Annotated in this window: 15 protein-coding genes and 3 pseudogenes; 9 read left to right on the plus strand and 9 right to left on the minus strand. The window is 71.2% G+C overall.

Going from position 1 to position 24,650, the window contains the following annotated elements; translation table 11 throughout:
- Positions 1 to 377: 377 nt before the first annotated feature.
- The 9 genes from ABZY13_RS10290 to ABZY13_RS10330 all read right to left on the minus strand — a co-directional run bounded on the left by ABZY13_RS10290 (position 378) and on the right by ABZY13_RS10330 (position 11,766).
- Positions 378 to 1,601: a cytochrome P450 gene (locus ABZY13_RS10290; protein ID WP_356628798.1), complete on the minus strand. Its 1,224-nt coding sequence runs from the start codon at positions 1,599 to 1,601 to the stop codon at positions 378 to 380.
- Positions 1,602 to 1,612: 11 nt separating this feature from the next.
- Positions 1,613 to 2,833, minus strand: a complete 1,221-nt coding sequence (locus ABZY13_RS10295; RefSeq protein ID WP_356628800.1) for a cytochrome P450 — start codon at positions 2,831 to 2,833, stop codon at positions 1,613 to 1,615.
- Positions 2,830 to 3,450, minus strand: coding sequence for an ATP/GTP-binding protein (locus ABZY13_RS10300; RefSeq protein WP_356628802.1), 621 nt, complete (start codon positions 3,448 to 3,450; stop codon positions 2,830 to 2,832). The genes ABZY13_RS10295 and ABZY13_RS10300 overlap by 4 nt, the downstream gene beginning before the upstream one ends.
- Positions 3,428 to 3,781: a DUF742 domain-containing protein gene (locus ABZY13_RS10305; protein ID WP_356628804.1), complete on the minus strand. Its 354-nt coding sequence runs from the start codon at positions 3,779 to 3,781 to the stop codon at positions 3,428 to 3,430. Before ABZY13_RS10305 ends, ABZY13_RS10300 begins: the two co-directional genes overlap by 23 nt.
- A complete protein-coding gene (locus ABZY13_RS10310; protein WP_356628806.1) occupies positions 3,778 to 4,200 on the minus strand; it encodes a roadblock/LC7 domain-containing protein in 423 nt (140 codons plus the stop codon). Before ABZY13_RS10310 ends, ABZY13_RS10305 begins: the two co-directional genes overlap by 4 nt.
- Before the next feature lie 2 nt (positions 4,201 to 4,202).
- Positions 4,203 to 5,573 (minus strand): ATP-binding protein, encoded by a 1,371-nt coding sequence (locus tag ABZY13_RS10315; RefSeq protein ID WP_356628808.1) that lies wholly within the window; start codon positions 5,571 to 5,573, stop codon positions 4,203 to 4,205.
- A gap of 876 nt (positions 5,574 to 6,449) precedes the next feature.
- Positions 6,450 to 6,947, minus strand: a complete 498-nt coding sequence (locus ABZY13_RS10320) for a hemerythrin domain-containing protein (RefSeq protein ID WP_356628810.1) — start codon at positions 6,945 to 6,947, stop codon at positions 6,450 to 6,452.
- A gap of 189 nt (positions 6,948 to 7,136) precedes the next feature.
- Positions 7,137 to 11,444: a serine protease gene (locus ABZY13_RS10325; RefSeq protein ID WP_356628812.1), complete on the minus strand. Its 4,308-nt coding sequence runs from the start codon at positions 11,442 to 11,444 to the stop codon at positions 7,137 to 7,139.
- Positions 11,425 to 11,766, minus strand: coding sequence for a CU044_2847 family protein (locus ABZY13_RS10330; protein WP_356628844.1), 342 nt, complete (start codon positions 11,764 to 11,766; stop codon positions 11,425 to 11,427). Before ABZY13_RS10330 ends, ABZY13_RS10325 begins: the two co-directional genes overlap by 20 nt.
- Positions 11,767 to 12,305: 539 nt before the next feature.
- On the opposite strand from ABZY13_RS10330, the gene ABZY13_RS10335 reads away from it, so the two are divergent.
- The 9 genes and pseudogenes from ABZY13_RS10335 to ABZY13_RS10375 form a co-directional block, all read left to right on the plus strand.
- A complete protein-coding gene (locus ABZY13_RS10335) occupies positions 12,306 to 12,602 on the plus strand; it encodes a hypothetical protein (protein WP_356628814.1) in 297 nt (98 codons plus the stop codon).
- A gap of 225 nt (positions 12,603 to 12,827) precedes the next feature.
- Positions 12,828 to 13,136 carry a trypco2 family protein gene (locus ABZY13_RS10340; RefSeq protein WP_356628816.1) on the plus strand — a complete coding sequence of 103 codons (309 nt, stop codon included), beginning with the start codon at positions 12,828 to 12,830 and terminating at the stop codon, positions 13,134 to 13,136.
- Positions 13,137 to 13,162: 26 nt separating this feature from the next.
- Positions 13,163 to 17,131 carry a trypsin-like peptidase domain-containing protein gene (locus ABZY13_RS10345; RefSeq protein WP_356628818.1) on the plus strand — a complete coding sequence of 1,323 codons (3,969 nt, stop codon included), beginning with the start codon at positions 13,163 to 13,165 and terminating at the stop codon, positions 17,129 to 17,131.
- 4 nt (positions 17,132 to 17,135) lie between these two features.
- Complete coding sequence (locus ABZY13_RS10350) at positions 17,136 to 17,588, plus strand: DUF4913 domain-containing protein (protein WP_356628820.1); 453 nt, start codon at positions 17,136 to 17,138, stop codon at positions 17,586 to 17,588.
- Between the two features lie 211 nt (positions 17,589 to 17,799).
- A complete protein-coding gene (locus ABZY13_RS10355; RefSeq protein ID WP_356628822.1) occupies positions 17,800 to 18,177 on the plus strand; it encodes a hypothetical protein in 378 nt (125 codons plus the stop codon).
- A gap of 14 nt (positions 18,178 to 18,191) precedes the next feature.
- Positions 18,192 to 19,025 carry a TetR/AcrR family transcriptional regulator gene (locus ABZY13_RS10360; RefSeq protein WP_356628846.1) on the plus strand — a complete coding sequence of 278 codons (834 nt, stop codon included), beginning with the start codon at positions 18,192 to 18,194 and terminating at the stop codon, positions 19,023 to 19,025.
- A 2,086-nt stretch (positions 19,026 to 21,111) separates the two neighbouring features.
- Positions 21,112 to 21,342 (plus strand): annotated as a pseudogene (locus ABZY13_RS10365) (winged helix-turn-helix domain-containing protein); the annotation flags it as partial.
- 300 nt (positions 21,343 to 21,642) lie between these two features.
- Positions 21,643 to 22,242 (plus strand): annotated as a pseudogene (locus ABZY13_RS10370) (AfsR/SARP family transcriptional regulator); the annotation flags it as partial.
- A 1,620-nt stretch (positions 22,243 to 23,862) separates the two neighbouring features.
- A pseudogene (locus ABZY13_RS10375) lies at positions 23,863 to 24,650 on the plus strand (Fe-S oxidoreductase); the annotation flags it as partial.

The following is a 24,650-nucleotide window of genomic DNA, read 5'->3' on the forward strand; positions in this document are numbered from 1 at the left end:
CCGCCTGCCGGGACCGCGATCTACAGCAGCGGCTGACAAGCCACCCGCGTCTCCGTGCCCGGCCGACACCACCGGGCACGGAGTCACTCCTGTGCCGGCCCGGCGGCGGCGTACCGTACGAGCTCCGCGAACCGTTCGCCGCCCGTGGCTCGGTACCGGAGGAGTGACCGTCCCCGGCCGGCACCCCGACGTGCGGGAGGGCAGCATCCTGGTCGACCGCGGTCCCGGAGGACCGTACGTCAGCGCGCCATCGACGCCGAACGCGGCCAGTCGCGGCACCAGCACCGGTGCCCCCACTCGCCGCGACGCTCGACACCTGGTCCGGCCGACGGCGACGGCCGACCGAGCCCGCGCAGTCGCCGTACCGACGGGAGGGATCAGTGCCCGTGCAGATGCACCGGAAGCCGCTGGTGACCGTTGCTGATCAGGGACGCCACCGGCTCGAGTTCGTCCGCGGGCACCGCGAGCCGGATGTCGGGGAAGCGCTCGAAGAGGCTCTCGAGCGCGAGCGCGACCTCGAGACGGGCGAGCGGCGCGCCCAGGCAGAAGTGGACGCCGTGGCCGAACGCGAGATGGTCCTTGACCGTACGCCCCGCGTCGAAGGTGTCGGCGTCGTCGTGCCAGCCGGGATGGCGGTTGGCGGCGGCGTAGGAGGCGAGGATCGCCTCACCGCGCGCGATGGTCTGCCCGTCGGGCAGCGGGATGTCCGTGACGGCGAACCGCAACGGCAGGTGCTTCACGGCGGGTTCGTGGCGCAGCGTCTCCTCGACGACGTCCTCCCAGCCGACGGACCCCGTGCGGACCAGCTCCAGCTGGTCGGGGTGGGTCAGCAGCGTGAACACGGCCTGGTCGATGACGTTGACCGTGGTCTCGTACCCGGCGCTGATCATCAGCAGCAGGGTGTCGCGCAACTCGTCGGGGGTGAGGCGGGAGCCGTCGCTCTCGTCGTCCCGGGCGGCGATGAGCAGGGACGTCATGTCGTCACCGGGGGCCCTGCGCTTGACGGCTATCAGCTCGTCCAGCACCCCGTACAGGCGCACGGCGTTGTCCTGGGCCTCCGCCGGGCTCAGCGTGGTGTCGAAGACGCCGTCCACCAGGACGCGGAAGTCGTCCCGCCGGTTCTCGGGCACGCCCATGAGGTGGCCGATCACCCCGATGGGCAGCGGATAGGCCAGTTCCTGACGCAGATCGACCGGCCCGTTCGCGGGCAGGCCCGCGAGGCGGTCGACGAGCCCGTTCACCATCTCCTCGACGGCGGGCCGCATGCCGGCTATGCGGCGGGAGCTGAAGGCAGGTGCCACGAGTCGGCGCAGCTTGCGGTGCTGGGGCCCGTACGCGGTGAACATGTTCTCCACCGCGACCCACAGGGCGAGCGGCCAGGTGCTGACCGCCTGCTCGAAGCCGGGCCAGTGCGCGCGGGCGTCCTTGGAGACGTCGGGGCTGGTGAGCAGCTTTTTGAGCAGGACCGGGTCGGACACCGACCAGGCTTCCACACCGAGTACGTCCACCCGGGTGGCCGGGCCGCGCTCCCGCAGGGCGCGCTGCTCGGCGTGGTGGTCGGCGCCGGTGGGATCGAGGACGAGCGGGGGCTGCTGGGCCATGACCGGGCTCCTTAGCGTGCGGCAGGGAATATGACGGGCAGGGCTTCCAGGGCGCGGTGGAACGGGCCGGGCCGCCACGTGAGTTCGGCGGCGGGGCGGGCGAGGTCCGTCTCGGGCAGTGCGTCGAGGAGATGGGTGATGGCGGTCTCGGCGATGAGATAGGCGTGGGAGCGGGCGGGACAGGTGTGCGGGCCGGTGCTCCACGCCAGATGGGCGCGGTTCCCGGTGAGGCGGCCCTCGGGCACGCCTTCGGTGAGCGCGGGGTCGTTGTTGGCGGCCGCCATGGAGATCACGACCGGCTGGTCGGCCGGCAGCAGATACCCGTCCACGTCGATCGGATAGGGCGGGTACGAGATGCAGTAGTTCGCCATGGGCGGGTCCGTGTACAGGACGGCGTCGAGGGCGTCGCGCACCGTGGACAGCCCGGCGTGCAGGTCGGCCGAGAACTCCTCGTCGGTGAGGATCTTCAGAATGGTGTTGCTGATCAGGTTCGTCAGCGGCTCGATCCCGGCACCGTAGAGCGTGACGAGCTGATGGCTCATCTCCTCGTCGCTCAGCCGGGCGGGATGGGCGATCAGCCGCGAGGTGATGTCGTCGCCGGGGTGCTGCCGGCGCAGGGTCACGAGGTCGAGGACGGCCTGTCCGAGGATCTGGTTGCCGCGTTCGGCGTCCGTGGTCTCGAAGACCCTCGCCATGCCGTCGGCGATGCGCCGGCCGATCTCGTCCGGGCAGCCGAGCAGCGCGCTCAGGACGCGGAAGGCGATCGGGAAGGAGTACTGGGTGAGGAGATCGGCCTCGCCCGTGGTGCGGAAGTCGGCGATGGCGCCGGAGGCGACCTTCTCGACGAGGGCCCGCAGCTCGTGCTGGTTGATCCGGTCGATGGCGGCGGTGTTCGCGGCACGGTAGCGGGCGTGCTCGGCACCGCCGGAACGCAGCGCGTTGGGACGCCACTCCATCATCGGCCGTACCGGGCAGGACGTGGGGATCAGCTTCTCCCAGGCCCGCGGATCGGCGGGGAAGTGCAGCGGGTCGTTGAGGATGCGGCGGGCCTGGTAGTAGCCGATCACCAGGGTCGCGGGAACCCCGGGCGCGAGATCCACGGGGACCAGAGGACCGTAGGTGCCGCGCATGCGCCGGTAACTGGCGTGCGGGTCGGAGGCGAACTCCGGCGCGTACAGGGCGATCCTGTCCGGTGGACTCGTCGGCACGGTCTCAGCGGAGGGCATCGTCATCGGCGGAACTCCAGGGGATCGGCTGAGCGGCGTTCGGAGAGGTACTCGGTGAGCGCGATCAGGGCGCGCAGCGACGACGTGCGGTCGCGGGCGTCGCAGACCGTCAGGGGCGTGAGGGAGTCGAGGGCGAGAGCCTGGCGCAGCTCGCCCTCGGAGTAACTCGGGGCCCCGGGGAAGGTGTTGATCGCGACCGCGTACGGCACGCCACCGCTCTCCAACAGGCCGAGCGCGTCGTGGGAGGCGTCGAGGTTGCGGGTGTCGGCCAGGACGAGACAGCCGAGGGCGCCCTCGGCCAGGTCCTCCCACAGGGGCTGGAACCGTGTCTGCCCGGGCAGCCCGAACAGGTACAGCGCGATCCGGCCGCCGGCCATGTGGATGCGGCCGAAGTCCATCGCCACGGTGGTGGTCGTCTTGTGCGGAGTCCCGCGCAGATCGTCCACGCCGACGCTGGCCTGCGTGATGGGCTCCTCCATCCGCAGCGGCCTCACTTCCGAGACACTGCCGATGAGTGTCGTCTTGCCGACACCGAAGCCACCCGCGACCACGATCTTGGCCGACCGTGTCACCGATGACGGGACGTAGGTGACGGGTGGGTCAGACCATGGCGCGTAGTCCACGGAGTACCTCCTGAAGCAGGTCGGAGTCGGGCTGGTGGTCGGTCGCGGCGACCGGGCTGGACAGGTGGCCGGAGTCCATCAGCGAGGAGACGAGAATGCGTACCGTCGAGGGCGGCAGCTCCAGCCCGGCGGCGATGTCGGCCACGGCCAGGCCGCCCCGCGCGCCGGCGAACAGCCGCATCACGCGGCGGGCGTCCGGACCGAGGCCGTCCGTGGGCCCGGTCGCGGCGATGACCACGCTCTCCAGGCGCACGTCGGCACGGGCGCGGACCTGTCCGCCGGTCCGGACGTAGGGCCTGACCATGTCGGGGTCACGCCGCGGCCCCGTCATGCCGGCGAGCCGCCTTCCACGGCCGACCGACGGTCCGCGGTGGCCATTTCGTGCCCTACGCGGGTGGCCAGCCGCACCATGTGGTGCGAGATCAGCCCGACGTCGGCGTCGGGCCCGGTGGTGCACACCGACAGCATGGTGTTCTTCGCGGCGGTGGTCGTCAATCCGATGCAGCCGACCGACTCGATCAGCAGCTGCCGCATGCCCTGGCCGCCGGTGAACTCGTCCCAGGCCTTGCCCGCCGCCCGCAGCGCCGCCGTCAGCGCGGCGAACTTCTCCCCGTCGTCCTGGCCGATCGTCTCGGTACGGGCCTTCAGCAGGCCGTCGCTGCTCATCAGCACGGCGTAGCGGACGCCTTCGACGGTGCCGAGTTCCTGGTCGAGCAGCCAGCCCAGGCTGTTGGAATGTGTGTCTCGCACGATCAGTGTCCTTCGTCGTGTGGGGCGTCGTGTCCGGTGAAGGTCTGAGAGGCCGGGGCGGACTCGTCCTCCCGGCCGCGGCGCGTTCCCCGGGCCCAGGCGGCGGCGACGGCGGGACGGCCGGGTTCGGCGGCGGGTTCGGCGGCGCGGCGGGGCGCGCTGGAGGTCGCCGGGCGCCGGCGGACGGTCAGCCCGCTCGGCGTGGTCGCCGCCGAGGTGGCGGGCGGTTCGGGTTCCGCGGCGGAGGCGGACGGCACCGGAACGGCGGCGGGTGTGCCCGCCGCCGGGGTGGTGAGCAGGTTCTTCGGAAGTACGAGCATGGCCCGGGTGCCCTGGTAGATGTTCGGCGCGGTCAGCTCGACGCGGAAGCCGTAGTCCTCGGCCAGCAGGGACGCCACGCGCAGTCCCGTCTGGGGGTGGGCTCCCAGGCGGGTGATGTCGTCGCGCTGCTTGCCGGACATCACGTCGCTGGCCCACATCAGGCGCTCGTCGTCCATGCGCAGTCCGGCGTCGTCCACGATCAGGAAGCTGGCGTGGTGGCCCTGTTCGAGCGAGACGTGGACGCTGGCGGCCGGCGGGGAGTAGCGCAGCGCGTTGTCGAGCAGCACGGCAAGGGCGTGTACGACGGCCTCCACCGCCCGGCCCTCGACCGCGACGGAGCCCATCTCGGGGTGCTTGATCCGCTCGTAGCCCTCGATCCGGCCCATCGCCGCCTGTACGACGTCGGTGAGCGTCGTGGCCGGCCAGCGCCGTGAGAGCTTGTCACCGGCGAGCACGGCGTACCCCGACGCGGTGAGCAGCATCTGCTGGGTGAGGTGGTCGATCTCGACGAGCGTCGCGTACGCCTCGTCCGACACGTGCCGGCGCACACCGTGGCTCACGGTCCTGCCGAGCTTCGCCGCCCGCGCCACCACGTTGTTGGCGAAGCCCCGGACGGCGGCCCGGGCCACGCCCACGGACTCGTGCCGGACCTGCGCGATCTGCCGTTCGGCGTCCATCCGGAGCTGCTCGGCGGCCTGGGCGGCCGCCGCCCGCTCCTGCGCCCGCACCTCGCCCACCGCCGAGGTCACGGCCTGGGGGAGGGCGCGCAGGTGCTCGGCGAGTGGAGTGCCCTCGAGGTGGGGCGGCACCATGAGGTCGCTCCGGCACCGGTGACCGTCCTGTCCGGCGTTCACGGCGGCCGGGACGACCGTGGCCGCGAGCTGCCCCACGCACTGCTCGGCCGCCAGGAGCTGCCGGGTGAGCCGGTCGGCATGTTCGCGCAGGCGTTCGGCCTGGTGGAGGGCCTGGTCGCGCTTGCGCCGGAAGTGCCAGGCGGCCCCGACACCGGCCAGCGCCGGCAAAGCGGTGACGGTCATTATCAGTTCAGTCATCAGGTCCTCACGGATCGGGGAAGCCGTCTGGGTGCGGGGGATGGCTCGTGGGCCGCGCCGGCCCTCCGGCACGGCGGCCCTCGACGGGCCGCGCACCGGCTTGAGCGGGCACGGCGAAGGGCCTCAACAAGCCAGAAGAAGAAGGCATCCCCCGGACCACGGCGAACGGACGCGACGGCGGCCCTCGGTGCCCCTGCGCGGCACTGCCCGGGATCGTGTCCCCGTCGGGTCCCTCCGTGTCGAGGACTCATCGATGCGGACAACGGTGAGAGCGCGCGACATGAATCTCCTGGAACAGACGTGGGCGTGCGACGAGCAGGGGAGGACGGCCCACGGGCAGCACGAGGCAGCACGGATTGCGCCGTGGCCGCCCTGGAATCGTGGGTCCGCAGGGGCGTTCGGCAAGGGACCATACCGCTAGCGCTCACGTGTTGTGGCAGCTCGGTGACCGTGCAGCGCGATCACCTGGGGGATTCGGGCGAAAAGTGCGCGGTTGCTGGGCAACGTGCCTTGACCGAAAAGGAGTTCACCCTTCAGGGCGGTGACCTGATAGACAGGCTGCCCCGTGATCACCGATCACGGGGCAGCTGCGCGAAGCCGAGGTGCGTCATGCCGAGGCGACGCCCGGCCAGGAGTTGTCCTGCGACACGGGAGCGCCGCGTACCACGGCGCTTCCCACTCATGAAGTCGCGGTAGCGGCGGCTCTCCTCGTACGGGCCCTGACAGAACACTGAGCAGGAGTGCGTCTTGACGGCGCGGGCAGGTCGCCGATGTCCCTGCCCGGTCACTGGGCACTCTTCCGTCGGCCGCGCAAGCGGCGGACGCCACCGATCATTGACCCGTGCTTGCCGCAAGCGTGCTCACGACGTGGCGAAATCAGCCTTCGGCGGCGGCCACCAGCTTGCGCACGTTCTCGACGTTTCCGCAGCCGGACTCCAGATACTGCGCTCGCGCCTTCTGGAACGCCTGCCCCAGCTCGGCGCGACGGTCTTCGCTGACGTGCTCCCGTGCGTCGTTGAGCAGGGTGCGCTCTTCCTCGTCCGCGTGGTGGTTGACCGCCGTGACCAGCTCCTCCAGCTTCTCCTCCCACTGCTCGGAGGACGTGTCCTCCACCTCCAGCAGCGCGAGCAGCGCTTCGTTGGCCTCGTGGTGCTCGTGGACGCTGTGGTCGACATCGTCGCCGTCGACGTTCTTGTAGCGCCGCAGGGCGGGGTATACCTCGTCCTCCTCGGCCGAGGCGTGTGCGATGAGCAGATCCGCGAACTCCTCCAGTGCGGCGGCACGATCCGCCTCGGCATTCCGCATCGTACGGAAGAGATCCTCCATACGGCGGTGGTCGTGCAGGATGAGTTCGACGACATCGGTGGGCGGCACAGGGACTCTCCTTTGCGACGGTGTTTCCGGTTTCGCGGATACCCGGGTTTGCGCAGATGAGGCGTATCGCTTTCGTCTGCCGCTTGCGTGGATCGGTTCGTCGGCGGAGGCTGGGCAGCCTCGTTCTGCTGATGCCCGTCGACCGACTGCATACAGCCCGCGTGTGGTGGGTGATCAGCTCTTTGACCCTCAACCGGACATGTCCGCGGTTCTGGAGAGGTTCGCGCAGGGCGGGCCCTGGTAGGCGACTGGACGGACGCCGTCGTGGACCCGCGGTGTGTCGTAGTCTCCCAGGAACCTGCACAGGCGGGCGACGAGAGCGTCGTCGTCCAGAGGGAACGACCAAGAACCCCAGCGACCTGCAATGTGCAGAGTGCCGGAGCTGAAGCGCCAGGCGCCGTCCGAATACGTCTCTCCGAAATCGGCCAGTGGCTCGTCACCGTGCTCCGTCCACAGCTCAAGGCCCGCGAAGTTCAGCGAACCGTCGCGATTCTTCAGAAGCATCATGTGTCCGTCAGCGGCGTATGCGGCGATACCGGATGCCAAAGGGGTGGGCATCCGGCGTTCGATCCGTCGTGTCGCGGGGTCGAGTACAGCTGTATGGTCACGGGTCACCGCGGCAAGGCGTCTCCCGTCGTCCCGGAAGCGCAGGCCCCGGGGCTCGAATTCGTCCGGCGGCAATCCGACTGGGACGTGGTGCCGTCTCACCCTGCCGTCGTAGGGGTCCCACGAGGTCAGCGTTCCATTCCCGCGCAGCACCCACGCCGTGGGGTTCTGGGTCGGAGCCACCGCGATGGCGAGACAGTAGTCGCCGCTGCGCGGGTTGCGCTCCCTGCAGGCGGGAGCGTGCGCGGAGGACAGACGGCCGTTTCCCTGGAGACGCCGGACACCGCGTGCGTCCAAGAGCAGAAAGTCCCCACCGCCGAGAGGGCGCACGTCCCGGACCGCAGGGTTCGTCTCCGTGTCGGCGGGAGGTTCCAGCTGCTGCGTCACCGGGTCCAGCCCCCTGGACGTCACGCTGTACAGCGCCCAGCCCCTGTCTCCCCATACGACCAGCCGCCGACCGTCCGCGCTGTAGACGACCGAGCCATCCCACTCGTAAGCGCTCACACCGCTCGGAGTCACCCGCTCCCCCCTCAGACCGCCGTTGGAGAAGACGGAGACGGTGTCCCGCCGCTGTGACCGCGACGAGGCGCTGCTGCTGCCCAGCGTGGCCCAGGACCGGCCGGACGGCGCGAACTCGGTGCGACTGCTGCGGAGAGCGCTTGGCGGGCTGGACGCTGGGTGCAAGGTGTACGACACCAGGTCCCGTCCGCACAGCATGTGCAGCACCGGCTCGGTTTCCACGCGTGACGTCACCAGACTCGCGGCGTCCTCGGGGCAGTCGCCGTCGCCCCAGTCGGAGTTACTGGTGGCGCCAGATGTCCGGTAGTGCCTACCGCTACGGGTGTCGTACCACAGTGTGCTGAAGCCCTCGTCGTCCACGACGAAGCGTTCTGTCGGGTCCAGGCGATCCTCTGCCCGGTACGCTCCGGGCGCAGCCGTCTTCGCCCCGGTGGCAGGATCACGGTAGGTGCCGGCGAATTCCGCGGCGCCCTGCACCCCCAGTGTCCGGCCGCCGGCGCCGACGAGTACGGAGTCGAGCCCTGTCTCTTCCCACTCCCTGTTCTCTTGACCGTTGCTCAGGGCGCGGATGCGCAGGGTGCCAGGGTTCGGGTAACTGCTGGCCGGGGGCGCCTCCGAGATGAGGATCAGCCTGCCCTCTCCCCGGTCTCCCGCCGGCAGTACGACGTCCCTCAGACACATTTCGGAGCGCAGCACATCGGAAGGCAGCCCGACGTTCCGCTTCGCTGCGATGTCCCGCATGCCAAGCCGCACGTGCTTCCCCTCCACGCCTTCCGTGCAGGTCAGATCTGTTTCCACGTGCGTTGCGTACAGCACCAGTTGCCCGTCCGCCGAGAAGTCGAGCGCCATCGTCTCCCGGCCCAGTGCGTCGGCATGGGCAGGCCAGCTGTCCAGTTGGCGGTGGGTGGCTGTGTCCCAGACGACGCCCTGCCCCTCCGGCCCCGCCGCAGCCGCCCGCTTACCGTCATCGCTGACCGCGACCGTGTCGACGCCTGCGGGCAGGCCGGGGATCGGCTTCTTCACCGGATGGCCGGCCGCCAGCCCGGTCACGACGAAGCCCTGCACATCCCCGTCCGTGTCCTCCTCGAGCAGGACCACTCGGCCTCCGTCCGGAGAGGCGGCCAACGCCACGGTCCGGCCCGACAAGAACTCCTCGTGAACGCTGCGCACGCCCGACACCGCGGGATAGGAACTCAGCAGCGCTCGCTTCGTCTCGTCCGTGCGCGCCGTGCGGTGTGCCAGCACAGCCAAGGCGGCAGCCTCGACGGGATCCGCGGTGCGGCGCTCCAGCGACCGCTGCGCCAACTCGTTCGCCGCTTCCGCGCGATCGCGCCGCTCGGCTTTCGCGACCTCCCAGCGGACGGAGAAGACCAGCGCCCCCACCAGCACCGCGAGTACTGCCATCACCGCCACCCCGGCCCGACCACGGCGTGCTGTGCGCCTCCGGTGTCGCCGACTGTCGTCGATCAACTCGACCTCGGAAGCCTCCAGTTTTTCTGGATGCGCTCGCATTTGCGCCATGGCCGCCACGAGTTCCTGTCCACGTAGCAGCAGATCGGGATGCCTGTGGCTGTCCTCCCACTCGCGTAAGCGCAGTCGCAGTCGTTCCTGCCAGACCCGGAAGACTCTCGAATCGTCCAGCCAGGCCCGCAGCATCGGCCACTCTCGTACGAGGGACTCGTGGGCCAGGGCGACCGTCTCCCGGCCTGCGCTGTCCCGGCCGATCACCAGCAGCCGTGTGCCGGCCAAGGCCTGCGCCGCCGCCCGCAAATCACAGGGCAGAGCCGCGTAGGCGCGGGTCACCCGGACGTATCCCTGGTCCTCGTCGGGCAGCGCAAGTTGCTCGAACAGGCGGCGGACCACCGTCTCTTCCAGTCCGTCCGGCATGCCGCACACATCTGCCACCTGCTGGTCCGCGTACGCGGACAGCGCCCCCTCGACTCCACCCAGTTCTCGGTACGCAGCATGGGTGAGACGACCGTGTACGCGCTTCTCCCACAGTCGGGCCAGGAGGAACTGCACCAGGGACAGGGCGCCCGGCTCGGCTCCCGCATCCTTGACGATGCGATCGGCGAGACCGGCTTCGAAGTCCACGCCCGGGACGGCAGCCAGCGGTTGACTGACGATCTCACCCAGCTGAGCGGCGGTCATCGGCGCGACCATCTGGACCGTGACGCTGAGGCGCTCGGCATCCCCGCCCACCGCCAGGTCTTCGAGCGAGGCCGAGCGGAGGGTGGTCAGCACACTCAGGCGACGACCGTCGTGGTGCCGTGCGGTGGCCATGACGAGGAGCATGTCCAACAGGTCGCGGGCGCGGGCCGGCGCCGTACCGACCGTCTCCTCGAACTGGTCCAGAACGACGACGTGTCCGGCGGGGCCGCAGTGGTCCAGGACACGGGCACCGATCATGACAGCCGTCTGCGGGCTGACCGGTGCTGCAGTCACCTCGGGCAGCCCGGCCCCGGGAAACTGGTGCTGCAGGGCTGCCAGCAGGACTCCCACGGGCTCGGCGCCCGGCTGGCCCACGAAGTCGGTCACCGAGTACCCCGCCCCTCTCAGCAGCGGCAGCACCCCGGCGCGCACCAGTGAGGACTTGCCCACCCCGGAAGCTCCCGCCACCGGCACGAACGGCTGCCGAAGCACTGCCCGCGCGACCCGTTCGCTGTCCTCACGCCGCGCGAAGAACACCGCCGCATCCTGCTCCCGGAAGGGTTCCAGGCCTCGGAAAGGGGACGAACACAGACTTGGTTCGAGACCGAGCAGAAGCGCGGCCGGGATGAGGTAGGCCGTCGTCGCGTCCGCCCCCATGTCGGCCGCCACCGTCATCCCGACCACCCCGCCCTGGTCGGTGTCCCAGACGGGGCCGCCGCTGAAACCGCGGCCGATGTGAGCCCCGCCCGGGGCAGCGCGGGCCTCCATCGACAGCCAGCCCTTGCCCACCGGTGCGCGGAGCCGACCGTCCACCCACACGCCGCGGTCATCCGTACGCGAGGGGAAACCCAGGACACGGAACCGGTGGTCCCACAAGGCCGTTCCGCCCGCGAAGCGGGCCGGAGCGGTGCCCTCGACGACTGTCTCCAGGGCCAGCAGCGCGATGTCGCCGCCCCCGTCGGACGCCACCGGCTGCCACCGGGAAACCGTTGCCGGTACGCGTACAGAGGGCGGGGTCAGCAACGGAAAGTCGACCATCACCGCGAAGGACGGGCCGACGGGGTCGCTCTGGTCCGTTCCCGACGCCCTGGCCACCACATGGGCGCAGGTGGCAAGCGTTCGCTCCGCCACGAGGAAGCCGCAGCCGACCACCTGCCCGTCTGCGTCCCAGACCCGGGCGATGGCCTGCGGCAGTTCGCCATCAGGGACGATGGACGCCATCACGCTGCCCCGCGACGGCGGACTTCTCAGGATGCGCCCACTGCATGCTCACCGTGAAGTGGGCCTCGGTCGACCCACGCGCCACCACGACGCCCGCCTCGGCGCTGAGCGTGATGCCGAATTCGACGGACACCGACCCGGGGGGACTGGGCAGGGTGCGGGCACTGTCCACCACCGCACCGAGCGCGGGGCGAACCCGGGCGAGCGCCTGCTGGAGGGTTTCGGCTGCTCCGGCAACAGCGGCCCCCCGGGAGACGCGTCGAACGCCGACCGGGCCCCCGGCGACCTCCAACAGCACGACCCGACCGTCGTCCGGCAGCATCTCACCCACACACGCCACTCTGCGTCCCTTCCAGCCGACCACGGCACCCGATCCGAGCCGCATGTGACATTGCAGGCGCGCACGCTCGGCGTTCTCAAGCCGATCCGCCCAATGTCGCCCAACCGAGGGATTCCGAACCGAACCAAAGCGTCGAGTCGTCGGTCCTGCCGACAGGACTCCGTTACTGAACCTTCGAAGCGCGGTCTCGGAGGGTCCAGGGCCGGCCACGTCATGGCCAGGCCAGGTCCACGGGGTGGTGCGCGGGACCCCTCCCGGTCACCCGCACCTAGAACGGTCCCATGACGACATGGGAATCACCGGCCCGCCGCCGTAGGGCCAGGCTGTCTGCGGCACGCGGCCCGGCGGGGACCGCCTGCGCCCTGGCCCTCGCCGCCGCGCTGACCGGCTGCGGCTCCGACTCGGGCGACGACGTGGGGAAGCCCGGTCCGGCCACATTCTCTCGTTCGGCCCAACCGTCGCCCGCCTCGCCCACGCCCACAAAGCCCTCCCCGTCACCGTCGCCGACCGCGGTGAAGCCGATGAAGCCATCAACACCGGCCGAGCTGCGGGCGTGTGCGGACGGAAGCTGCACGGTGGTCGTGACGAAGGGCACCGAGATCCCGCCGGCCGCCGGCCTTCGAGCGGGACCGTTCACGGTGAGCGCCGTCGGCGCCGAGGGCGTGGACCTGAGCTCGGTCGATCCGAGCGGATTCACCTCCAACCTGCTCGGGCAGCGCCCCGACCAGGGCGGGCCCTCCACCGTCAACGAACTGTCGATTGCCGTTCTCGCCATCGCGGGGGAAACCGCGAAGCTGCGGCTCTTCCCGGCCAAGTAGGGGACAGGCGGGGTGTGACGGCTCGAACGGGTGCTTCACGAGGGCGCTCCGGGCGCCAAGCCGGGGGGCCGGAGCCCGGACCGGTACATCGTTCGTGCGAGACAGGACCGTGGAGGCTCACGCTCCGCCCACGCCCGCGCAACCTGCGGCCGGTTCAGGCCCTTTGACGCTCCGTTACACTACGATGTCCGTCACACAGGGGCGCGGTGACTGAGGGTGGGGGCCATGACGCACGGGGGGCAGGACGGGGACTGGTTGGATCTCGCGGACGCCGTCGAGGTGCTGCGGACCCAGCTCGCGGAGGCGCAGCGCCGCGCCCAGGGTTCCGAACTCCGGCTCGTCCTCGGCGAGATCACTGCGGAGTTCGAGGTGGAGCTGATGCGCACGCGCAGCGGCGGTGGGGCGCTGCGGTTCGGCGTCGTGGAGGCCGACGCCCGTCGGGAGCGGGCGACCCGGTCCGTACAGCGCGTGACTCTGCGTCTGGAACCGCAGCTCCGCGGGGGCGGGGACGTGGAAGTGGGCGACGTCGAGTAGGTCGGGCACGACCGGGAGGGCGGGTCATGCAGGCACAGCGGGTCGTCCAGGTTCGCGCCGCGAGCTTCGGCAGCGGCTACCTGATCGCGCCGCGGCTCGTCCTGACCGCCGCCCACCTGCTGCCGCGGAACGACGAGGGCGGGATCACCGTCTCCTTGCCCGGGTCCGACGTGCGGTCCCTCGCGACGGTGCGCTGGCGCCGGTACGACGAGACCGGGCCGGTGGACGCCGCCCTCCTGGAGATCCCGGCCGACGATCCGGGGTGGACGCCGCCCGAACCGCTGCGTGACGCCTTCGGCCGACAACCGCAGCGCTGGGGCAGGTGTGTGACGGGCGGTACCGAAATCCCCGTCTCCGCCCTGGGCTTCCCCCGGCAGCAGCGGGCCCGTGGCAACCGGGACCGGGAGGAACTCGTGGGCCGGGTCAGGCCGCACGGCGGTGCCACGTTCGAGATCCTCGACGACATCGGCTTGCTGGAGGTCGACGTCGCCGGGCTCAACGGAGCCACCGCCGCCCGGACCACCCCCTGGTCCGGGATGTCGGGCGCGGCCGTCTTCCCGGTCGGGGAGAAAACGCTGCTCGGTGTGGTGCGTGCGGACCGCCGGCCACGCCACGGCACACGGCTCACTTGCACCCGCAGCGAGGACCTGCTGGCGTGCGACGACTTCCGCACGGTGGTCCGCGAGCTGACCGGTGTCGACCCGCGGCTCGAACCGGCGGAACTGACCGGCCTGTTGGAGCCCGCGACGCCTCGACGGGACGTGACTTCCCCCGCCATGCTGCTGCGGGCCAACGCCGAGGTGGTGTCGTTCCACGGCAGAGGGGACACGCTGGACCTGCTGGAGCAGTGGTGCCGGGCCGACCACGGCGGCGTTCCTTCCCTCCGGGTGCTCACCGCACCGGGCGGCCAGGGCAAGACCCGGCTGGCGCGCCAGCTGATGGCGCGGATGCGGGACCTCGGCTGGGTGGTCGGCCAAGTGCGGGGCGAGCCCGACGACCTGCGTGTGCTCCGCACGGTCCAGCACCCGATGCTGCTGGTCGTCGACTACGCCGAGTCCCGTCCCGACCTGGTCGAGAAGCTGCGCAAGCAGTGCGAAGAGACCGGGCGTCCGGTGCGACTGCTGCTGCTGGCCCGCTCACTGGGCTCATGGCAGGACACGGTGCGCGCCACCCTCCGCGAGATCAGGCTGCACGCGCTCAGCCCCGACGCCGCGGACCGGGAGCACGCGTTCCGGACGGCTGCCAGGGACTTCTCCCACCGTCTGGCGGAAGCCGCCGATGAGAGGGACACCGACTGGCTCGGGCTCGCGGAGTCCCTCCCGGTCCCGCCGGCCACAGAGGGCCGTCCCAGCGCCGAGACGGCGCTGACCGTGCAGATGGCGGCCCTGGTCGCGCTGCTGCACCAGGCTCGGCCCCCGCAGCAGGAGGAGGACACGCTGGAGGACGGACTCCTCCAGCATGAGAGGGCGTACTGGGAGGACACCGCCGACGAACGAGGGATGGGTCGGTGGGAGAAGAAGCTGCTCGCGCAGGCGGTGGCGGTCGCCGTGCTGTGCCCGGCGCAAGACCGGGCGGAGGCTCGGTCGACCGTCGCGCGGACGCTGCCCAACGAGTCGGGACGGCTGGTCGAGACGATCACCGACTGGCTCCGTGACCTGTATCCCTCGCCCGACGACCGCCACTGGGGCCAGTTGGAGCCCGACCGGTTGGCGGAGTACCACGCCTCCCTGCAGATCATCCGTGACCCCGAGCTGCTCACCAGGGTGTTCGTCCGAGCCCCGGACCACCAGCGCGTCCAGACCCTCACCGTGCTGGCCCGGTCCGCCGTGGCCCACGCCAACGAGGGTCGCACGGACCGGGCGCACGACGTCGTCGACCTGTTGCGCCGGGCACTGCGCTCCACCCCCGTCGACGCGCCGCTGACCGCCGCCGTGCTCCGCGCCCACTCCCACACCCTGCCCGAGCAGTCCCACGTCCTGCGCACGTACGCGCTCGACGTCGCCCGTGAACTCGGCCGGCTGAGCCACACCGCGGACGACGAGCCGCAGTCGCTCCGCAACCGGGCGTGGGCGCTGCACAACCTGGCCGAACGAAGCCTGGCTGTCGGAGAGTGGGAAGACGCTCGCGACACCGCCGGCGAGGCCGCGGCGCTCCGCGAGCGGCTCGTGGCTGACGGGGCGCAGGCGCACCGGAGGGAATGGGCCGAATCACTGGTGCTGTGGTCGCGCGCCCTGCGCATGTCCGGACGCCTGCGGGACGCCCACCGCGCCGGCGAGCAGGCGCTCGATCTCTTCCGCGCCTTGGCGGCGGAGGGCTGCGAGGCGGAGGAGCAACGCGAAAGCGGCCTGGTGCGGGCGCTGATCAACCAGTCGCAGGTGGTGTGGCAACTCGACCCGACGGCCACCGACTTCGACCAGGTCGCCAGGTCCGACGACCACACGGCCGAGGCCGTCCGGCGCGCCCGCGAGCTGGCGGACCGATACCCCGATCTGGACCCCCTGCTCCTCCCCAGGGCCCTGGTGGCACGCGGCACGAACCTCTGGCGCTTCCAGCGGACGGCGGAGGCGCTGGCCCTGAGCGAGGAAGCGGTCCGGACGTCCCGGCAACTGGCGAGGGAGAACCCCGACGCTTATGCCGCCGACCTCGCACAGGCCTTGATGGTCCTGGCAGTCGACTATGCCGTCGCCAAACGGCCGTCCGCCGAGTCCATCGCTCTGGAGCAGGAGGCGATCGCACTGCTGCGCCCGCTGGTCGCGGACCTCCCCGCCGTCCACAGTCCCACCCTGGCGCAGCTGCTGCACAACCACGCCTGGAGCCGACGCGACGACGGCGATCACGCCGAGGCACGGAAGTACCTCGAGGAGGCCCTCGGGCACTACCGGGCTCTGGCGCACGGTCCGTACGGACTGGCCGAACCCAACCTGGCCCAGTCGATCCGCACGCTCGCCGTCTTCCACGCGGACGAGGGGGACCACCAGGCGGCGGTGAAGTTCGGCGAGGAGGCGATGGGGCTCTACGCGCGAGCCAGGCTGCCGCTCAGCGCGAGCAACCTGAAGGCGCAGTCCCAGACGGCTCTCAGCCTCGCCCGCTCGTACGACGCGCTGGGCCGTTCGGCTGACGCGCTCGCCGCCTACAACCAAGCCCTGGCCATCCGCCGCCACCTCAGTCAGTACGCTCCCAGCCTCTACCGGGAGGCGTACGCCGCCGCCCTGATCGACCTGTCGGGCTTGTACTGGAAGCACGGCAGGCAGCTCGCCGTGCGCATCGTGCTGCGCCAGGCACTCCCGCACTACCGCCGGCTGTCGCGCGTGGACGAGGAAGCGCGCCGACAACTGGCTTTCTGCCTCTACGACCTGGGCGTCAGCTACCTCACGTCCTGGGCCATGGAGGACCGAGCGGTCCCCGTCCTGAGGGAGGCGTACGAGCTGCAGGCCGACCTGGCGGCCGAGAACCCGGAAGCCGAAACGTACCTGGCCGACACCTGCACGGAACTGTGCCGTGCGCTGATGATGACGAGCCGTTTCCGCGAGGCCCTGTCCGTTGCGGAGCATGCGGTGCGCCTGCGGCGGCGGCTGCTCGCCGCAGACCCGGCCGGCCAGGAGATCGCCTTCTGCTACGCGTTGCTGCGACTGGCGGAGGCACAAGCGATGACGGGACGCCACGAGGCGGCGTGGCGCACGGCCGTCGAGGCTGAGAAAGCCTGCCGGGCACGGGTCGACCGCCCCGGCTTGTCACCGGTCCAGACCGCGTCGCTCCTCGGGGGACTCGCCCGGGCCCTGAGCCTGTGCGGGCGGCACGGCTGGCGCCGGGCCGCCCGCGCGGTGCAGCCGGCGCGCCGGGCCGTCCGCATCTATCGGGAACTGGTGGACCAGGCCCCGCACGATTCCCAGGCCCAGGCCGACCTGAACCGGGCCCTCGTCCGGTTCGCCCGGGTGCTGGACCGTATCGGCCACCACGACGAGGCCGTCGCCGTACGGCTGCGCAGAGGAGCTTGACGCCATGACATCACCCCACGACGAGGGGCGGGACGAGTCGTTCGACGACATCCGGCGGGACGAGGAGGACTCCGCCCGCGCGGGGGAGCTGTACTACGGGAACGTCAACGAGTTCGTCACCGACCGGTTCATCTACTTCGTAGCGGCCCCCACCCCCGGGTCCGGGCGGGTGTGGTGCCCGGAGTGGTACCGCCACGCCGAGGCCATCTCCCGGCTGGACTCCATCTGGAGAGCCTGGGAGCACCTGCGCTTCGACCCCGCGCTGGGCATGTCGCACTGGTGGATCCACCATGTCGACCCGCATCTGCGGGCCTTGCTGGACCCGGTCACCGGACCGTTCGCCCGCTGTGCCGACGGCCACCGCAACCCCGAGCCGCTGCCGGTCGTCGAACCGCCCGAGGCGCTCTTCACGGACCAGAGAAAGTGGTTGTCCGGGGACCCGCTCTCCCTCGACTGAGCGGCTCCGCCTTGCAGCAGGCTGGCGGGCGACCCGTCCGCCGCATGCCGTCACTGAAAGGACGGGTCGTGAGCTGATCGCCCTCGGCATGCCTCATGCCGGGTGAGGCTGGGACAGGACAGCCGGCGGGGGCGTTGCCGAGTACTGCTTCATGGCGAAGTGGGCCCATGGAATACACAGAACGTTCCTCATTCCATGCGAACGGATCCGTATGGAGGTCGAATTCGTGCGCTCGTGGGTGAAGGGCCGGGTCGTCTCACGCGGCGCCGTGCCGCCGGTGGCCGAGGCGTGTGGCTTCACGGTCGAAGTGAGCCCGACCGGTCAGGTCGCCCGGCATGTGCCGGCCGATGCCGACGAGTCGCTGGTCCGTAAGCCGACTGCGACGGCCACTGCCCCGGGCACCCTGACTCATGTCTTCCTGCCGCCGCAGATCGTCGCCCTTGGGTGGTGCCGCCTGGCGTTTCGACGACGACGGCTTCCTGATACCGGCTTGGGTGTGGTGGTGGGGGTGGGTCTGGTAAATATACCAAGCGTGCGGTTTGTTGGTGGTGTTGGGTGTTGGGTGTGGGGTTGGGGGTTGTGGTGGTGAGGCAGTTGCGGGCGGTGCGTACGCGGCAGGCGTTGGTGCGTGCGGCTGCGGAGGTGTTTGCGGTGGAGGGGTATGCGTTGGCTTCTTTGTCGGTGATCAGTGGGCGTGCGGGGGTGAGTGCGGGGGCGTTGCATTTTCATTTTGCTGGTAAGGATGCGTTGGCGGGTGAGGTGGAGGCGGAGGCTGTTCGGCGGGTGGGGGTGGTGGTTGAGGGGTGTCGTGGTGGTGGGGTTTCGGGTTTGGAGTGTTTGGTGGGGGTGGCTTCGGGGGTGTTGTTGGCGGTGGGGGATCCGGTGGTGCGGGCGGGTTTCAGGTTGAGTGCGGATCCGTCGCGGCGGGGTGGGGTGGATGTGCTGGGTTGGTGGCGGTCGGTGGTGGGGGAGTTGGCGGTGCGGGCGGAGGAGGGGGGTGAGTTGGCGGCGGGGGTGAGGGGTGAGGATGTGGTGACGGTGGTGGTGGCGGGGACGGTGGGGTTGGGGGTGATGGGGATGGTGGACGGGGAGTGGTCGTCTGCGGAGCGGGTGCGGCGTTTTTGGGCGTTGTGTCTGCCGTGGCTGGCTGCTGCTCCTGAGAGTGTTGTGGTTTCTGTGCCGGGTTGTGTTTCTGTTCCTGCGGGGTCGTCTGTTCCTGTGGGGTCGTCTGTTCCTGGTGCCGGTGGTGGTGCGGTTTCTTTGGGTGTGGTGTCGTCGGGTTCCGCGGTGTCCGGTGCTGCCGTGTCCGGGGCCGGTGTTTCTGGTGGTGCCGTGTCTGGTGCTGGTGTTTCTGGTGGTGCCGTGTCTGGTGCTGGTGTTTCTGGTGGTGCCGTGTCTGGTGCTGGTGCTGAGCAGGCGGGGCGTGCGTTGTCCTGATGGGTGTCGCTCGCAGCAGGACCCGCCCCCACACACCCCCACCGCCCTCGCGGCCTGGCCCTCATACCCGGCCCGACACACAGACACAGGAAAACCATTCCCCTCTCCCACCGCCCGGACGGAAAAAGAAACACACACCCGAAAAGCGAGCCCCCCGCCACAACCCAGACACACCCATCAGGACAATGCACGCCCCGGGACACGGCGGGGTTCGTGGCTGTGATGGTGGTGTGCTTGTCTGCTGTGCTTTTTCTGTTTGGGGTTGCGGGTGTGGGGGTGGGTGTCTGGTGGGGTGCGGGGTGGGTGTGTCCGGGCGGGGTTGAGTCGTGGGGGTCTGCTGTTTGGTGTCGGCGGGTTGCCGGTGGGTGGGGCGGGGGGCCTTGCGGCATTGTTTGACAGGGGGGGTAAACCGCTTGGACGGTTTTGTGTAGGGGGTGTGTGGGGTCTGGTTCCGGACGGCTGTGGTCGCCTGTGGGGGGCGTCCCGGTGGTGTGGTGGGGCCCGGCGGGGTGTGCGGGGGCTGGGCCTGGGGTGGGGAGCGGCCGGGGTGTGCGGGGGCTGGTTTTCGGTTGGTGTCCGGGGGCTGGGCCTGGGGCGGTGGCCGGGGTGTGCGGGGGCTGATTTTCGGGTGGTGTGCGGGGGGTGTGGGGTGGGGGGGCGGGGGTTGTCGTGCCGGGCGGTGGTACGGCCGGGGCGTGCCTTTTTGTGTCGGGTGGTTTCGGCGTGGGGGCTGTTGTCGGGGGGTGGGGAACCGGGCGTGGGGGAGTGCGGCGGCGGGGCGGTGCCGGGTGGCTTGTGGTGAAGGCGTTCCCGGTGTGCGCGGTGGTGCTGTGCGGGCCTGGTCCGGCTGGGTCTGGCCCCGCCGGGTGTTTCGCGGTCCGGTTGCCCCGCGGTGACTGGGGGAGCCTGGCGGGTCTTGGGTTGGTGTGGGGTCTGCCGGGCGGGTGCCGCCGGGCCGGGTGTTGTGTTCGGTTCCCCCGCCACCCTTGACAGATGCGCACCACCACCCGCCGTATCCACGCTTCCGGGCGCGCAACCCGCGCATCCGCCCCCCGGGCCCGCAGCCGGCGAGCGCATCCCCCGGTCCGCGGCCTCCGGGCCCGCTAGGGCGGCTGGGACACCGGCTTCCCGGACTCCATCCTGGAGGTCCTGCGCGCGTGCCGGCGGTCCGGCGCGGGCAGGGCCTCGCGGTCGTCGGCGGTGGCCACGCATCGGCGATCGGACGGGAGGGGGCGGCGCCCGGCGGGAACGCCGACACGGCCGCGGACCGCCGGCCGCACCGGGCCGGGCACCGGGCCGGGTACCGGGCTGGAAGAAGCGTGGTGGCGTGTTCGGGTCTGTCGTGGGTGGCGGCCGGGGGGTGTGCGGGGGGTGTGTCTTGTGTCGCGTCGGGTTCTGTGCGCTCTTTAGGTGTGCCGGGGTGCCGGTGCCGGTGTGCCGGTGTGCCGGTGTGCCGGTGTGCCGGGGTGTGCGGGGTGTGCGGGGGGTGTGGGGGGTGTGGGGGGTGGTGGCGTGTCCGGGGGTGGGTTGGCGGGTTGTGGTGGGGGTACCCGCGGGGTCGGGTGGGGTGCCGTGCCCTGTGTCCTGCCTTGTGCTGTGGGCGGTGCCGTGTCCTTGTGGCGGGCGGTGCCGGTGCCGGTGCGGGGGTTTGTTCCGGTCCTTCTTGCGGGGTTTTTGTTCCGGGGTTTGGGGGGTCCGGCGGGGGTGTGGCGGTCCTGGGGTCCGGTGGGGGTGGTCGGTGGGGTTGCCGTGGGGTGCGTCTGGAACGTGTGGGCGGCCCCCGAATTAAACAGCACGCGCGGTATGTTATGGGGGGTGGGGAGGGGTGCTGTGCCGGGGTGGGGAGTGTTTGTGTTGGTGAATTCCGGGTGGTCGGGCGGGGGGTGTTCCGGGCGGGCGGGCGGGTGGGCGGGGGCGGCGAAATGGATATACCCGCACGTCGCGGGCCGGGATGGCTGAAACCGTGCACGTCTGGCTGTAGCGCGCGGTGAAACAGCGCAACTGGTTTTCGGTTGACAAACCGTCCGGCCTGTTTTGTACTCGTGAGGTGCCGGACGACAGCACACTCACCCAGGGGGGAAACGGCGTGCAGATCGACGTACTGGGCATATTGGACGTCAGAGTGAACGGGGTGTCGGTCGCTCCTACGGCGCCCAAGCCCAGGCAGGTGCTGGCGTTGCTGGCTCTGCACGCCGATCAGGTGGTGCCGGTGTCGGCGCTGATCGACGAGGTGTGGGCGGGCCGGCCGCCGCGCAGTGCGCGGACCACGCTGCAGACGTATGTGCTGCAGCTGCGTGATCTGATCACGGCGGCGCTGGAGCGGCCGGCGCCCGCCGCGGCCGGCCCCGGTGCCGGTGCTGTTCCCGCTTCGCCGGCTTCCCCGGGTTCCCCGGGTTCTTCTGTTTCTCCGGCTGTGCCGGATGCCGCCTCCCCGGTCTCTTCCGGCTCCCCGGTCTTCCCGGCTTCTTCCGGTTTCCCGGCTGTGCCGGATGCCGCTTCCCCGGCTTCTGCGGGCTCTGGGGTGTTTTCCGGGCCCGCTGTGTCTTCCGGGGCTTCTGTGTCCTGGGGCGGGGGTGTGGAGCCGGCTGGGGGCGGGGCCGGCGGCGGGGGAGGGGGGCGGCGCAGTGCGAAGGATGTGCTGGTGACTGTTCCCGGGGGGTACATGCTGGTCTCGGGCGGGGGGCGCAGTGATGTGCGGGAGTTCGAGCGGCTGGCCGGGGCGGGGTACCGGGCCATTGACGCGGGTGACTTCCGGGATGCCTCCCGGCTGCTGCGGGAGGCTCTGGCGCTGTGGACCGGGCCGGCGTTCGCGGGGGTCGCGGCGGGTGCCCGGCTGGAGATGGAGGCCAGGCGGCTGGAGGAGAGCCGGCTGTGTGCGCTGGACCAGCGCATCGAGGCGGATCTGCGTCTGGGCCGTCACCGTGAACTGCTGGCCGAGCTGACGGTGCTGACCAGCCGTTACCGCACTCATGAGAACATGCACGCCCAGTTCATGCTCGCTCTGCACCGCTCCGGCCGGCGTGGCGAGGCCCTGGACGTCTACCACCGGCTGCGCGGCACCCTGGTGCGGGACCTGGGCCTGGAGCCCTCCGCGCGGCTGCGCCGCCTGCAGCAGTCGATCCTGGTCGCCGCTCCGGAGACCCCTCTGTCCGAACCGCAGCTGCCCGCCCCGCTGCCGCTTCCCCTCCCGCTGTCCCCCGCCCGCACCGGGCAGTGACCCACCCCCCGGCCCGTCCCGGGCAGTGACCTGCCCCGGCCCGTCCCGGGCTGGGGCGGTGGCCCCGTTCCCGTGCGTGTGCCGGGGCGGTGGGCCCGCCGCTCCGGCCCGTACCCGGGCGGTGTCCGGCCCTGTCCTGCATCGGGGCCTGTCCCGTCTTGCCGCCCGGTACGGGGGTCCTGCATCCGGCCCGTGCTCACCGCCCGCCCCGGGCGGTGCCCGGCCCCGCACCCGGGCTGGTGATGCGGTGGCCCGTTCCCGTGCGTGTGCCGGGGTGGTGGGTGCGTCTTCGTGCCTCGTGCCGGGGTTGAGGCGGGCGGTGGCCCGGTTTCGGGGCGGTGACCTGCTCCCCGGGGGTGCCCGGCCCCGTGCCGGGGCTGGTGATGCGGTGGCCCGTTCCCGTGCGTGTGCCGGGGTGGTGGGTGCGTCTTCGTGCCTCGTGCCGGGTTGAGGCGGGCGGTGGCCTGGTTTCGGGGCGGTGACCTGCTCCCGGGGTGGCCGGCCCCGTGCCGGGGTTGAGGCGGTGGCCGGTCCTATTCGTGTGCCGGGGCGGTGTCCCGTTTTCCTGCCGGGTGCGGCTGTTCCGGACCTGGCCGGCATGCGCTGCCCGCACCGGGCGGTGACGCGTCGTCTCGCCCTGCACCGGGCAGTGTTCCGCTTCCCCCTGCCGGATGGGGGCGGTGCCCGGGGGCGTCCTTTCCGGCCTGCGGGGCTGCCCGGCACTGCTGTCCGTGCCTGCCGCGGTGCCTACCGGGAGGTGTCGTGTCCTGCGCGGCGTGTGCTGGCGCTGTGCACTCTGTCTGTGCCCGCCGCACTGGGCGGTGAGTCCGTCGTCCCCGTCCCGTGCCGGGGGTGTCCCGTCCTGCGCGGCCCGCACCCGTTCCTGCGCGGCGTCCGTGTTCGGCGCCGCCTGCGGGCGGTGGCCTGCTTCCTCGTGCCGGATCGGGGCGGTGCCCGGGGGCGTCCTGCGCGGCCTGCGGGGCTGTCCGGCGCTGCTGTCCGTGCCTGCCGCGGTACCGGGGGGTGTCGTGTCCTGCGCGGCCCGTACCGCGGCCCGGCACTGTGTCTGTGCCCGCCGCTGTACCGTGTGGTGTCCGGATCTTCCCTGCCGCTCCTGCGCCCGGTCCGTGCCGGCCGCCTGCGCCGGGTGGAGGGGTCACGGCCCCTCGTCCCGTGCCGGGGGGTGTTCCCGTCCTTTCCGGCCTGCGGGGCTGTCCGGCACTGCTGTCCGTGCCTGCCGCGGTGCCTACCGGGAGGTGTCGTGTCCTGCGCGGCGTGTGCTGCGCTGTGCGCTTGGTCGGTGCTCGCCGTCGTGCTGGGTGGTGAGTCCGTCTGTGCCGGCCTGTGCCGCTGTGCCGCTGTGGGGTGTGGGGTGCGTGGTGTGCGGGTTCGGGTGCGTTCGTGCGGGTCGTGCGCGGTTCCCGTGTTCCCGGGCGGCGGGCGGGCTGGTGCGGGGGTGGGGGTGAACTCGCGGGCGGGGCAGGGGCGGTGGGGCGGGGTGCAGCGGTGCAGATCACGCGCGGGGCGGCTGCGCTGTGGGGCGGTGAGTGGGTAGCCTCAGACAACAAGGTTAAGTTACCGCTTAGTAGCTGACTTTCGCCGGTTCGAGGAGCCCATTCAATGCAACTCGTCGCGATCATCGTGTCGCTGCCCCTGATGGTGGTCGGCTTCGCGCTGTTCGGCCGGGCCGTCGCGCAGATCTACCGCCACGTACGGCTCGGCCAGCCCGTCCCCGAGGGGGCGCGGACCGACAGTCCCTACCAGCGCAGTGCGACGCTGGCCCGGGAGTTCGTCGTGCACACCCGGATGAACCGCTGGGGCGTCATCGGGGCGGCGCACTGGTTCGTCGCGGTGGGCTTCTACACCCTGCTGCTGACGCTGGTGAACGCCACTGTGCAGCTGTTCGACCCGTACTGGGTGCTGCCGGTGCTGGGTCATTTCACGCCTTACAACATGATGGTGGAGTTCCTGGGCGTGATGACGGTGCTGGGGGTGCTGGTGCTGATCGCCGTGCGCCAGCTCAGCCGGCCCTCCGGTGCGGGCCGCAAGTCCCGCTTCGCGGGCTCGCGTACGGGGCAGGCGTATTTCGTCGAGACGGTCATCGTCGTCGTGGGCACCTGCATCGTGGTCCTGCACGCCCTGGAGGGCGCCCTGCACGGCGTCGGCGGCTACCAGGCCTCCTACTTCCTGTCCTATCCGCTGGTGGCGTGGTTCGGGGACATGAGCCCGGCCGTCCGGGAGAACCTCGTCTACGGTGTCGCCGGCCTGAAGATCAGCGTCTCCTTCATCTGGATGATCACGGTTTCCCTCAAGACCGACATGGGGGTGGCGTGGCACCGGTTCCTGGCGTTCCCGAACATCTGGTTCAAGCGGAACGCGGACGGGTCGACGGCGCTGGGCGCGTTGCA

This window comes from Streptomyces sp. NPDC006610 (genome assembly GCF_040611575.1).
In the GTDB taxonomy this organism is placed as follows: domain Bacteria; phylum Actinomycetota; class Actinomycetes; order Streptomycetales; family Streptomycetaceae; genus Streptomyces.